12 protein-coding genes are annotated in these 12,626 nt (G+C 68.2%); 7 read left to right on the top strand and 5 right to left on the bottom strand.

Annotated elements, in window-relative coordinates; translation table 11 throughout:
- Positions 1 to 123 precede the first annotated feature (123 nt).
- From whiA to CIK77_RS02440, 7 genes are all read left to right on the top strand, one after another.
- Positions 124 to 1,116, top strand: a complete 993-nt coding sequence (whiA, locus tag CIK77_RS02470; protein WP_087055296.1) for a DNA-binding protein WhiA — start codon at positions 124 to 126, stop codon at positions 1,114 to 1,116.
- Between the two features lie 151 nt (positions 1,117 to 1,267).
- Complete coding sequence (locus CIK77_RS02465) at positions 1,268 to 1,894, top strand: superoxide dismutase (protein WP_087055297.1); 627 nt, start codon at positions 1,268 to 1,270, stop codon at positions 1,892 to 1,894.
- 100 nt (positions 1,895 to 1,994) lie between these two features.
- Positions 1,995 to 2,999: a type I glyceraldehyde-3-phosphate dehydrogenase gene (gene gap, locus CIK77_RS02460; protein ID WP_087055298.1), complete on the top strand. Its 1,005-nt coding sequence runs from the start codon at positions 1,995 to 1,997 to the stop codon at positions 2,997 to 2,999.
- A gap of 127 nt (positions 3,000 to 3,126) precedes the next feature.
- Positions 3,127 to 4,341: a phosphoglycerate kinase gene (locus tag CIK77_RS02455; RefSeq protein WP_087055299.1), complete on the top strand. Its 1,215-nt coding sequence runs from the start codon at positions 3,127 to 3,129 to the stop codon at positions 4,339 to 4,341.
- Complete coding sequence (tpiA, locus tag CIK77_RS02450) at positions 4,332 to 5,120, top strand: triose-phosphate isomerase (protein WP_087055300.1); 789 nt, start codon at positions 4,332 to 4,334, stop codon at positions 5,118 to 5,120. Before CIK77_RS02455 ends, tpiA begins: the two co-directional genes overlap by 10 nt.
- 11 nt (positions 5,121 to 5,131) lie before the next feature.
- Complete coding sequence (gene secG, locus CIK77_RS02445) at positions 5,132 to 5,380, top strand: preprotein translocase subunit SecG (protein WP_087055301.1); 249 nt, start codon at positions 5,132 to 5,134, stop codon at positions 5,378 to 5,380.
- A complete protein-coding gene (locus CIK77_RS02440) occupies positions 5,380 to 5,739 on the top strand; it encodes an RNA polymerase-binding protein RbpA (protein WP_087055302.1) in 360 nt (119 codons plus the stop codon). The genes secG and CIK77_RS02440 overlap by 1 nt, the downstream gene beginning before the upstream one ends.
- Before the next feature lie 118 nt (positions 5,740 to 5,857).
- On the opposite strand, the gene pgl is transcribed toward CIK77_RS02440, so the two are convergent.
- The 5 genes from pgl to tkt form a co-directional block, all read right to left on the bottom strand.
- Positions 5,858 to 6,625 (bottom strand): 6-phosphogluconolactonase, encoded by a 768-nt coding sequence (gene pgl, locus CIK77_RS02435; protein ID WP_087055303.1) that lies wholly within the window; start codon positions 6,623 to 6,625, stop codon positions 5,858 to 5,860.
- A complete protein-coding gene (locus CIK77_RS02430) occupies positions 6,625 to 7,560 on the bottom strand; it encodes a glucose-6-phosphate dehydrogenase assembly protein OpcA (RefSeq protein WP_087055304.1) in 936 nt (311 codons plus the stop codon). The genes pgl and CIK77_RS02430 overlap by 1 nt, the downstream gene beginning before the upstream one ends.
- Positions 7,557 to 9,119 (bottom strand): glucose-6-phosphate dehydrogenase, encoded by a 1,563-nt coding sequence (gene zwf, locus CIK77_RS02425; RefSeq protein WP_087055305.1) that lies wholly within the window; start codon positions 9,117 to 9,119, stop codon positions 7,557 to 7,559. Before zwf ends, CIK77_RS02430 begins: the two co-directional genes overlap by 4 nt.
- Positions 9,120 to 9,256: 137 nt before the next feature.
- The gene (gene tal / locus CIK77_RS02420) at positions 9,257 to 10,363 is read right to left on the bottom strand and encodes a transaldolase (RefSeq protein WP_087055306.1); all 1,107 of its coding nucleotides are present in this window, start codon (positions 10,361 to 10,363) and stop codon (positions 9,257 to 9,259) included.
- Positions 10,360 to 12,456 carry a transketolase gene (gene tkt, locus CIK77_RS02415; RefSeq protein ID WP_087055714.1) on the bottom strand — a complete coding sequence of 699 codons (2,097 nt, stop codon included), beginning with the start codon at positions 12,454 to 12,456 and terminating at the stop codon, positions 10,360 to 10,362. Before tkt ends, tal begins: the two co-directional genes overlap by 4 nt.
- Positions 12,457 to 12,626 lie beyond the last annotated feature (170 nt).

Below are 12,626 nucleotides of genomic sequence, written 5' to 3'. Positions count from 1 at the left end.
CCGCGACGCCGAGGCGATGTGATTGCGCGGGCCGCGCACGCGTCCCGACGGGTCGCGCTATAGGCTTGCGGGTCACGAACGTGAGCGGCATGTGCCGCAACGACCGATGAGTGAGGGAGTTCCGTGACATTGACCGCCGACGTGAAGGCTGAGCTGATATCTATCCGCGATCCGCGCCCATCAGTACGGGTATCGGAGACGACGGCCGTGCTCAGGTTTGCCGGTGGGCTGCACTCGATTGCGGGGCGCGTTGCCGTAGAGGCCGAGCTCGATTCGCCGTTCCTCGCGAAGCGCACCGCTCGCGACATCGCCGAGATCTACGGCGTGCGGCCCGAGATCGCCCGACTGCAGGGGAGCGGTGACGGTGAGCGGTTCGCTGTCCGCGTGATCGACGGCGGTGAGACGCTGGCGAGGCAGACCGGTCTTCTCGACGCGCGCCGTCGACCGGTGCGCGGGCTGCCCAACAAACTCACCACGGGCAACCGGCACGACCTCGCGGCGATCTGGCGCGGGGCGTTCCTCGCCGCAGGCAATCTGTCGGAGCCTGGCCGTTCCGCCTCCCTCGAGGTGGGCTGCCCGTCCGGCGAGGCGGCGATGGCGCTCGTCGGCGCCGCCGGCCGCCTGGACATCTCGGCCAAGGCCCGTGAGGTGCGCGGCGTCCCGCGCGTCGTCGTACGGGAGCCCGAGTCGATCAAGGGCATGCTCGTTGCCATGGGCGCCGTCGACACCGCCGCAGAATGGGATCAGCTCCGTCAGCGCCGCGAGGTGCGTGCCGGCGTGAATCGCCTCGTCAACTTCGACGACGCCAACCTGCGCCGTTCCGCGCAGGCAGCCGTTGCGGCCTGCGCCCGCGTCGAACGCGCACTCGAGATCCTCGGCGATGAGGTTCCCGATCACCTCCGTCAGGCGGGCGACCTGCGACTGAGCCATCGGGATGCGAGTCTCGACGAGCTCGGTCAGCACGCCGACCCGCCGCTGACGAAGGATGCTGTCGCCGGGCGGATCAGGCGTCTGCTCGCCATGGCCGACAAGCGGGCCGAGCAGAAGGGCCTTCCCGGCACGGAATCTGCCGTCGAGGCGGCGGAGGCCGCCGAGGAGGCCAGGGCCACGGCCTGATCCGTCCTCCTTGCGCATCCGAGGGCACTGATCCGGTGCCGAGTGCCGCTTCCGCTCATTAGGATGGGAGGGACGGCTTCGCTTACGCGTCACTGCGGAGCGGAGGACTTCGGATGCGCCTCTCCAGGCGCGGATGGGAAGAGATCGAACGATGGCTACTTACACGCTCCCAGAGCTTCCTTACGACTACGCGGCCCTCGAGCCGCACATCAGCGCGCAGATCATGCAGCTGCACCACGACAAGCACCACGCAACCTACGTCGCCGGTGCGAACACCGCGCTGGAGCAGCTCGCCGAGGCGCGCGAGACCGGCAGCTTCGGCACGATCAACAAGCTCGAGAAGGACCTCGCGTTCCACCTCGGCGGTCACACGAACCACTCGATCTTCTGGACGAACCTGTCGCCGGAGGGACACGAGCGCCCCGAGGGCGACATGGCGGCGGCTGTCGACGAGTACTTCGGCTCGTTCGAGGGCTTCCAGGGTCAGTTCGGCGCGGCGGCGCTCGGCATCCAGGGCTCCGGCTGGGCCGGCCTGTTCTGGGACTCGATCGGTCAGCGCCTGATCATTCAGCAGTTCTTCGACCAGCAGTCGCAGTTCGCAGCCGGCACCGTGCCGATCCTGCTGCTCGACATGTGGGAGCACGCGTTCTACCTCGACTACCAGAACGTCAAGGGCGACTACGTCAAGGCGTTCTGGAACATCGTCAACTGGGAGAACGTCAAGCAGCGCTTCGACACCGCGCGTGAGAAGACTCAGGGCCTCCTGGTAGCCTCCTGAGTACGGGGGTGGCCCTTCCGGGTGCGTGCCGGAAGGGCCACCACATCTCCCGACCCGATACGCGCCGCAGGCGCACAACACACATTCACAGGAGACATACGTGTCCGTAAGGATCGGAATCAACGGCTTCGGCCGCATCGGCCGCAACTACCTGCGCGCGGCCTTCGCTCAGGGGAGCGACATCGAAATCGTTGCGGTGAACGACCTCACCGACAACAAGACACTCGCTCACCTTCTGAAGTACGACTCGATCCTCGGTCGTCTCGACCGTGAGGTCACGTTCGACGACGAGTCGATCACCATCGGCGATCAGAAGATCAAGGTGCTGGCGGAGCGCGACCCGGCCGCACTGCCGTGGGGCGAGTTGGGCGTCGACATCGTGATCGAGTCGACCGGTCGCTTCACGAACGCCGACGACGCGCGCAAGCACATCGCGGGCGGCGCGAAGAAGGTCCTCATCTCGGCTCCGGCCAAGGGTGAGGACGCCACATTCGTCATGGGCGTCAACGACCAGGACTACGACCCGGCGAACCACCACATCATCTCGAACGCGTCGTGCACCACGAACTGCCTCGCCCCGCTGGCGAAGGTGTTCAACGAGGCGTTCGGCATCAAGCGCGGTCTGATGACCACGGTTCACGCATACACGGCCGACCAGAACCTGCAGGACGGCCCGCACAGCGACCTTCGTCGCGCCCGCGGCGCCGCGCAGAGCATCATCCCCACCTCCACCGGTGCGGCGAAGGCCATCGGCCTGGTCATGCCGGAGCTGAAGGGCAAGCTCGACGGCTTCGCGCTGCGCGTGCCGGTTTCGACCGGCTCGATCACCGACCTGACCGTCGAGGCCGACCGCGAGGTCACCGTCGAAGAGGTCAAGGCCGCGTACAAGGCTGCGGCCGAGGGCCCCCTCAAGGGCGTCCTCAAGTACACCGAGGACGAGATCGTCTCGGCCGACATCGTGCACGACCCGCACTCGTCGGTCTTCGACTCCGGTCTGGTCCGCGTGATCGGCTCGCAGGTCAAGCTCTCCAGCTGGTACGACAACGAGTGGGGCTACTCCAACCGTCTCGTCGACCTCACCACCCTGGTCGGCAAGAGCCTGTAACGAACTCGGTTCACCGACGCCCGTCGTCCCGCAGATATGCGGGGCGGCGGGCGTCGTCGTTCACCTGCCGGCAAGACAGCGGCGTGGGGGCAGGGGAGACTCCTGCCGCACGGTAGACTCGGAGACGATGTCACTTCGCACACTCGAATCCCTTGGTTCCCTCGCCGGAAAGCGTGTCATCGTCCGCTGCGACCTCAACGTCCCGCTCAAGGACGCGCAGATCACGGATGACGGACGCGTGCGCGCGTCGGTCCCCACGCTGAAGGCTCTCATCGACGCCGGCGCCCGCGTCATCGTCTGCTCGCACCTGGGCCGCCCGAAGGGCGCGCCCGACCCGCAGTTCAGCCTTGCGCCGGTCGCCGAGCGCCTCGGCGAGCTGCTCGGGCGCGACGTGGCCTTCGCCGCAGACACCGTCGGCTCCGCGGCACGCAGCACGGTCGACGCCCTGGGCGACGGCGACGTTGCCGTGCTCGAGAATCTCCGCTTCAACCCGGGCGAGACGTCGAAGGACGACGCAGAGCGCGGCGAGTTCGCGCAGCAGCTGGCGGCACTCGGCGATGCGGTCGTCTCCGACGGCTTCGGCGCCGTGCACCGCAGCCACGCGTCCACGGTCGACATCGAGCGGCTGCTCCCGAGCGCCGCCGGTCTGCTGATCGAGACCGAGCTGAAGGTGCTCGACCGCCTCACCGAGAGCCCTGAGCACCCGTACTCCGTCGTGCTCGGCGGCTCGAAGGTCTCAGACAAGCTCGGCGTCATCGACCACCTGCTCCCGCGCGTCGACCGTCTCGTCATCGGCGGCGGCATGGTGTTCACCTTCCTCGCGGCGCAGGGCCACAAGATCGGTGCATCGCTGCTCGAAGAGGACCAGATCCCGACCGTGAAGCGCTACCTCGCAGATGCGAGCGAGCGCGGTGTCGAGATCCTGCTGCCGACCGACGTGGTCGTGGCCAGCAAGTTCGGCGCCGACGCGGAGCACGAGGTCGCTTCGATCGACGCGATCGAAGCGACGCCGTTCGGCGCATCCGGTCTCGGGCTGGACATCGGCCCGGCGTCCGCGCAGACGTTCGCCGATGCGGTTCGCGCGTCGAAGACCGTGTTCTGGAACGGACCCATGGGCGTGTTCGAACTGGAGCCGTTCGCCGCCGGAACGAAGGCGGTCGCACAGGCACTCACCGAACTCGACGGGCTCGGCGTCGTCGGAGGGGGCGATTCGGCCGCCGCCGTGCGCCAGCTCGGCTTCGCCGACGACCAGTTCGGTCACATTTCCACAGGCGGCGGAGCCAGCCTGGAATTTCTCGAGGGCAAGAAGCTGCCCGGTCTGGAGGCACTCGGATGGGCATGACACGCACCCCGCTGATCGCGGGCAACTGGAAGATGAATCTCGACCACCTGCAGACGGTGGCGCTGATCCAGAAGCTGCACTGGTCGCTGAAGGACGCCAAGCACGAGTTCGACTCCGTCGACGTCGCCGTGTTCCCGCCGTTCACCGATCTGCGCAGCGCGCAGACGCTGATCGATGCAGACAAGATCCCGTTCGCCCTCGGCGCGCAGGACCTGTCGGCACACGACTCCGGCGCGTACACGGGCGAGGTCTCCGGAGAGTTCCTCGCCAAGCTCGAGGTGCAGCAGGTCATCATCGGCCACTCTGAGCGTCGCGAGTACCACGCGGAGGGCGACGACGTCGTCCAGGCGAAGGTCCAGGCCGCGCTGAAGCACGGTCTCGTCCCGGTCATCTGCGTCGGCGAGACACAGGAAGAGCTCGACGAGCACGGCGCGAGTGCGGTTCCTGTCGCGCAGCTGCGCAAGGCGCTCGAGGGTGTGGAGCCCGGTGCAGACATCGTCGTGGCCTACGAACCGGTCTGGGCGATCGGCACCGGTCAGGTGGCGACGCCGGAGCAGGCCCAGGACGTCTGCCAGAAGCTGCGCGGGGTCATCAGCGAAGTGGCCGGCGACGAGACTGCGGCCGCGACCCGCATCCTCTACGGCGGATCCGTCAAGGCCGCCAACATCGCGAGTTTCATGCGTGAGCCGGATGTCGACGGCGCGCTCGTCGGCGGCGCGAGCCTCAAGGTCGATGAGTTCGCATCGATCATTCGTTTCCGCAAGCACGTCGGAGTGTAAGGTAGGTTCTCGTGGCGATCATCGAATTCATCCTGCAGGTGCTGCTGGGTCTGACCAGCCTCATCCTGACGTTCTTCATCCTGCTCCACCGTGGTCGTGGCGGGGGACTGTCCGACATGTTCGGCGGCGGGATGTCGCAGACAGTCGGCTCATCCGGTGTGGCAGAACGCAACCTCAATGTGATCACGATCCTCGTTGCGCTGGTCTGGTTCCTGTCGATTGTGGGGCTCGGGCTGATCACCAAGTTCCAGGTCATCTGATGGCCTCCGGCGGCGGCAGCGCGATCCGCGGCACCCGCGTCGGCTCAGGGCCGATGGGGGAGCAGGACCATGGTCATCAGACTCAGCGCCGCGCGGTGTCCTACTGGGACGCCGAGGGCAATGAGGCGGTGCGGTACTTCGCAGCCGATGTCGCCGACGACGAGCTTCCTGAGCTGATCAACCACCCCAAGTCCGGTCTTCCCGCCGGCCGCGACAAGCAGAACCCTCCGGCATCCGGCTCGAACCAGCCGTTCAAGACGCACCTGGCCTACGTGAAGGAGCGCCGCACGGAGGACGAGGCAGAAGGCCTTCTCGACGAGGCGCTGCAGAAGCTGCGTGACCGCCGCGGTCAAGCCTGACCGACCCCCGACACAGATTCGCCCCGCGCCACCAGGGCGCGGGGCGAATCTTCATTTCTGGCACATCTCCGGGCGAAGTCCCATCAGGAGATGTGCCAGAAATGAAGAAACAGCGGTGTCAGTCCTCGAGGAGGTCGTCGGGGAGCTCGGCTGCGGCGGCTCGGTCGACCCACACCACCGTCTCGGACGTGCCCGAGGCACCCGCGGCCGGCACGCTGAGGGGGCTGGCGCCTGCGAGCACGAGACCGAGTGCCGGTGCCTTGTCGGCTCCGGCGGCGACGAGCCACACACGGCGCGAGGAGTTGATCACCGGGCGGGTGAACGTGACCCGCTCCGGCGGCGGCTTGGGAGAGTCCCGCACCGCCAGCACGCTGGCATCCGTGACCGAGACCTCGGCGCGATCGGGGAAAAGCGAGGCGATGTGCCCGTCGGGGCCGACCCCGAGGAAGCAGATGTCGAACTCCGGATAGGGGCGTTCGTCTGTGCCGTACCGGGCGAGCTCCGCCGCATACGCGGCGGCGGCATCGTCGAGCGCGATGCCGTCGTCCGCGGCGGCGGGCTCGTGCACGTTCGCCGCCGGGATGTCGAGAGAGTCCAGCAGCGCTTCCCTGGCCTGGAGCGCGTTTCGCTCACCGTCGCCGCGAGGGAGGAAACGCTCGTCGCTCCACCAGAAGTGCACCCGAGGGAAGTCCACCATCGCCGCGCCGGGATGGTCGGCCACGCGTTCGAGGACCCCCGCCCCCATCGAACCGCCCGTGAGGGATACGTGCACGACCTCGCGCTCCTGAGTGAGCTGTGCGAGCTTGCCCACGAACTGTGCCGCAACGGTGTCGGCGAGCGCCGATTTGTCGGCCTCGACGACGACGCGCACGGTGCCGGAGGACATCAGCTGCCCCCGGGCTTGGGCAGGTTTGCCCAGCCGTCGGTGAGCACACGGCCGTACAGCAGATCCGGATCGAGTCGCCGCAGCTCTTCGGCGAGGCACTCCCGCAGCGAACGGCGCGGCAGGTGCAGCTCGTGGTCGGGCTGACCAGGCTGGGTCAGCACCGCGATGGTGTCGTTCTGCCGCTCGAGCACGATGTCGCCGCTGGCGCGGGTGAGTCGCACGGAGTGGATGCCGTGATCCCACTCGTCGGCAGTCTCCGGATGCCAGATCACGGGGAGGTCGAGTGCCATGCCGAGCCAGGCGGCCAGCAGCGCCGTGGAAGGCGACTGCCCCGAGCCGCGCACCTCGGCGGCGGTGATCGGCTCGAACGGCGGCTGATCGAGCACAGACGCCAGCTGCTCACGCCAGCGCGTCAGCCTCGTCCACGCGATGTCGGTGTCCCCTGGCGTATACGCCTGGCGGAGCTGAGTGAGGCGCTCGCGCTTCGAGGAGGCGGTCGAGGTATCGGTGATGCGACGCTGGGCGATGTGGCCGAGGTCGCTGTGACCGGCATCCGCCGGCGGCTGATCGGGCCACCATACGACCACGGGTGCGTCAGGCAGCAGCAGGCCGGTGACGAGGCTCTCCTTGTTGACGGCGGTCTCGCCGCCGGCCGTGAGCACGATGACCTCGCTGGCGCCGGCGTCGCCGCCCACGCGGATCTGGGCGTCGAGTCGCGTCTCGCCCTCTGCATCGGTGCGGATCACGATCACGCGCATCGGATGCTCGGCCGAGGCGGCATTCGCCGCGTCGATCGCCGCCTCGTGGTGCGCGCCGGGCGAGGCGATCACCAGCGTGAGCACGCGGCCGAGAGCGACGGCGCCGCCCTCTTCGCGCATGCTGACGAGCGCCTTGGCGACCTTCGAGACGGTGGTGTTGGGCAGATCGTTGATCACGGGCGCCTCCAGACGCGGCCATCGCGAGCGAGCAGTGCATCGGCGGAGGGTGGGCCCCACGAGCCGGGACCGTACTGTTCGAGATCGCCGCCGTTCGGCTGCGCGTCGAGCTCGCCCCAGTACTTCTCCACCGGATCGAGGATGCGCCACGACAGCTCGACCTCCTCGTGGCGAGGGAACAGCGGAGGGTCGCCGAGCAGTACGTCGAGGATGAGACGCTCGTAGGCCTCAGGGCTGTCCTCGGTGAATGCGTGGCCGTAGCCGAAGTCCATCGTGACGTCGCGCACGTGCGTGCCGTTGCCAGGCACCTTCGAGCCGAAGCGCAGCGTGACGCCCTCATCCGGCTGCACGCGGATCACGAGCGCGTTCTGGCCGAGCTCGGAGCCCTGGCCGCGCGAGAGGAGCTGTCCAGGTGCTTGTTTGAACACCACGGCGATCTCGGTCACGCGACGACCGAGGCGCTTTCCGGTGCGCAGGTAGAACGGCACGTCAGCCCAGCGGCGGGTGTTGATGCCGAGCTTGATCGCCGCGTAGGTCTCAGAGGTGGAGCTGGGATTCATCCCGTCCTCCTCGAGGAAGCCGCTGACGTGCTCGCCGCCCTGCCAGCCGCCAGCGTACTGGCCGCGTGCGGTCGCCGTCGAGAGGTCGTCCGGCAGCTCGACGGCGGCGAGGACCTTCTCCTTCTCGTTGCGGAGGTGCTCGGCGGAGAGGCTGATGGGCTCCTCCATCGCAGTGAGCGCGAGCAGCTGCAGCAGGTGGTTCTGGATCACATCGCGCGCGGCGCCGACGCCGTCGTAGTAGCCGGCGCGGCCGCCGACGCCGATGTCCTCGGCCATCGTGATCTGCACGTGGTCGACGTAGTTGCGGTTCCAGATCGGTTCGTACAGCTCGTTCGCGAAGCGCAGCGCCAGGATGTTCTGGACCGTCTCCTTGCCGAGATAGTGGTCGATGCGGAAGATCGCGTCGGCGGGGAAGGCCGCCTCCAGCGAGTCGTTCAGCTCCCTGGCGGATTCGAGGTCGTGTCCGAAGGGCTTCTCGATGACGACGCGTCGCCAGCGGTCGGCGTCCGGCTTGTCATCGACGAGTCCGGACCTCAGCAGCTGCTGGGCGACGGTGTCGAACGCCTTGGGCGGGATCGACAGGTAGAAGGCGTGGTTCCCCATCGTGCCGCGCTCTTTGTCAAGGAGATCGACCGTTTCGCGCAGACGCCTGTAGGCGTCGTCGTCGTCGAACGTTCCCTGCACGAACCGGATGCCGCGCTGCAGCTGCTGCCAGGTCTCCTCGCGGAACTCGGTGCGGGCGTGCTGACGCACGGCGTCGCGCACCACCTCGGCGAAGTCCTGGTCCTCCCACTCGCGCCGCGCGAACCCGACGAGGGCGAAGCCCGGGGGCAGCAGGCCGCGATTGGCGAGGTCGTACACCGCTGGCATCAGCTTCTTGCGGGAAAGGTCACCGGTGACGCCGAAGATGACCAGCGCACTCGGGCCCGCGATGCGGTTGAGCCGAAGGTCGTCGGCGTCGCGCAGCGGGTTCTCACCGCGCGAGATGGGGACGGTCATGAAACTCCAGTTGGGATAGTGCTCTGCCGTTTCGTCGGGTCGCCGATCGCGGTGCGACCCTCAGGTGCGTCAGCGGCGGCGAGGAATGCCGAGGTGGTCCTCGGCCCTCGCCGCCGCTGCGCTGCGGTGGTGTTACGTCACGCGGCGCTCGAGAGCGCGTCCTGGACGGTCTGCTTCAGTTCCTGCCACGAGGCGGCGAACTTCTCCACGCCCTCGGTCTCGAGGACCCTGGTGACGTCGGCGAAGTCCACGCCGACGGAGGCGAGCGCGTCGATGACGGCGCGCGCGTCGGTGTAGGCGCCGGTCACGGCGTCGCCGCCGATGACGGCATGGTCGAAGGTGGCTTCGAGGGTCTTCTCCGGCATGGTGTTCACCGTGCCGGGGGCGGCGAGCTCGGTCACGTACAGGGTGTCGGGCAGCGCCGGGTCCTTGACGCCGGTCGACGCCCACAGCGGACGCTGTACGTTCGCACCCGCGTCGACGAGCTCGGTCGCGCGCTGCTCGGCGAACTTCTGCTCGAACAGCTCGAACGCGAGGCGCGCGTTGGCGATGCCGGACTTGGACAGCAGCGCGGTCGCCTCGTCGGTGCCGACCGCCTTGAGCCGCTTGTCGACTTCGCTGTCCACGCGGGACACGAAGAACGACGCCACCGAGTGGATCTGCGAGAGGTCGTGGCCGGCGGCCTTGGCCTGCTCGAGCCCGGCGAGGTACGCGTCGATGACGGCGGCGTAGCGCTCCAGCGAGAAGATCAGCGTCACGTTCACGCTGATGCCGGAGCCGATCGCCTCGGTGATCGCCGGAAGACCGGCGAGGGTCGCCGGAATCTTGACGTGCGCGTTCGGACGGTCGATCGTCGCCCAGAGCTGCTTGGCCTGGGCGATCGTGCCCGCCGTGTCGTCGGCCAGCTCGGGGGAGACCTCGATCGACACGCGGCCGTCGACGCCGTTCGTGGCGTCGTAGACCGGGCGGAAGACGTCGCACGCGTTGCGGACGTCATCCGTGGTGATCGAGATGATGGCGTCGTCGACGCTCGAGCCGGCCTTCGCCAGATCAGCGACCTGATCGGCGTACGAGGCGCCGTTGCTGAGCGCGCCGGCGAAGATCGTCGGGTTCGTCGTCACACCGACGACGTCGCGCGTATCGATGAGCTCCTGCAGATTGCCCGACGTGATGCGCTCGCGCGACAGGTCGTCGAGCCAGATGCTGACGCCGGTGGCGGACAGCTGAGAGGTGGGGGAGGTCACGAGTTCTCCTTGATGGTTTCGCGGGCGGCGTCGACGACGGCCTGCGCCGTGACACCGAACTTCTCGAACAGGGTCTTGTAGTCGGCCGACGCACCGAAGTGCTCGATCGACACGGAACGGCCGGCATCGCCGACGATGTCGCGCCACGACATCGCAAGGCCGGCCTCCACGGACACGCGCGCCTTCACCGCGGCGGGCAGCACGCTCTCGCGGTACTCCTCGCTCTGCTCGGCGAACCACTCCAGCGAAGGAGCCGACACGACGCGCGCGTTGACTCCGTCGGCCTTGAGCGACTCGCGGGCCTCGACGGCCAGCTGCACCTCGCTGCCTGTGGCGACCAGGATGACATCGGGCGTGCCGCCCGGCGCCTCCGCGAGCACGTACGCGCCCCGGCCGGTGAGCGAGGCCGAGGCGAAGGTCTCGCCGGATGCCTCTGCGTCGCCGCGCTCGTACGTGGCGACTCCCTGACGGGTCAGGGCGAGCCCGGAAGGCCCGCCGCGGCGCTTGAGGATCTCGAGCCACGCGTACGACGTCTCGTTCGCGTCCGCCGGGCGGACGACGGCGAGGTTCGGGATGGCCCGCAGCACGGTGAGGTGCTCGATCGGCTGGTGCGTCGGGCCGTCTTCGCCGAGCGCCACCGAGTCGTGGGTCCACACGAACACGCTGGGGATGTTCATCAGCGCGGCCAGTCGGACCGCCGGACGCATGTAGTCGGCGAACTGCAGGAAGGTGCCGCCGTATGCGCGCGTCTTCCCGTGCAGCACGATGCCGTTCAGGATCGCGCCCATCGCATGCTCGCGAATGCCGAAGTGCAGCACGCGCCCGTACGGCGATCCGGTGAACTTGGCGGTCGACGCCGAAGCGGGGTTGAACGAATCGACACCGTCGATCGTGGTGTTGTTCGAACCGGCGAGGTCGGCGGAACCGCCCCACAGCTCTGGCATGACGGGGCCGAGAGCGTTGAGGACCTTGCCGGACGCAGCGCGCGTGGCAACGGCCTTGCCCGCCTCGAACTCCGGCAGCGCGTCCTCGATGCCCTGCGGCAGTTCGCCGGCCTCGAGACGGTCGAGCAGCGCCTTGCGCTCGGGATTGGCCGCAGCCCAGGCGTCGAACTTCTGCTGCCAGGCGACGCGCACGTCGGCCGCACGGTCGGCGAGACCGCGCGTGCGGGCGATGACCTCGTCCGAGACCTCGAAGGTCTTCTCCGGGTCGAAGCCGAGCGCCTGCTTGGTCGCTGCCAGTTCGTCGGCGCCGAGCGCCGAGCCGTGGATGCCGCCGGTGTTCTGCTTCTTGGGCGCCGGCCATCCGATGACCGTCTTGAGCACGATCAGCGACGGCTTGTCGGTCTCGGCTTTGGCGGCCTCGACTGCCGCGAACAGCTCTCGGACGTCCTCGACGTAGTCGCCGGTCTTCTTCCAGTCGACCGTCAGCACCTGCCAGCCGTACGCCTCGTACCGCGCGGCGACGTCTTCGGTGAACGCAACGTCGGTGTCGTCCTCGATGGAGATCTGATTCGCGTCGTAGAGCGCGATCAGATTGCCGAGCTGCTGATGCCCGGCGAGGGAGGAGGCCTCGCTCGTCACGCCCTCCTGCAGGTCGCCATCGCTGGCGATGACGTAGACGAAGTGGTCGAACGGGCTCTCGCCCGCCGGAGTCTCCGGATCGAACAAGCCGCGCTCGTAGCGGGCGGCATAGGCGAAGCCCACGGAGGACGCGAGACCCTGACCGAGCGGACCGGTCGTGATCTCGACGCCGTCCGTCTCGCCGTACTCAGGGTGTCCTGGTGTCTTCGAGCCCCAGGTGCGCAGCGCCTTGAGGTCGTCGAGCTCGAGCCCGAAACCACCGAGGTACAGCTGCACGTACTGGGTGAGCGAGGAGTGACCGGCCGACAGGATGAAGCGGTCGCGACCGATCCAGTGCGTGTCAGTCGGGTCATGGTCCATGACCCGCTGGTACAGCAGGTAGGCCGCAGGCGCGAGGCTCATCGCGGTGCCGGGGTGGCCGTTGCCGACCTTCTCCACAGCATCCGCCGCGAGCACGCGCGCCGTGTCAACGGCTCGCTCGTCAATCTCGTCCCAACGCAGTTCCGTCACCGGACCGCCTTTCATCCTGGGTTAAGCGCTCGGGCACACGAGCCGTCCGCAAGAACGGGTGGCATTCGAGCGCGCGTTCAGCTCCATCCTAGTCATCGCGCTCCGCCGCCGGGAGCCCGCGCGTCACACGCCGCATCCCAACAACCATGAACGGCTTTCAGTGAGCTCCG

It is taken from the genome of Microbacterium sp. JB110, assembly GCF_003335195.1.
In the GTDB taxonomy this organism is placed as follows: Bacteria; Actinomycetota; Actinomycetes; order Actinomycetales; family Microbacteriaceae; genus Microbacterium.
This window is presented reverse-complemented; position numbering and strand designations above follow the sequence as displayed.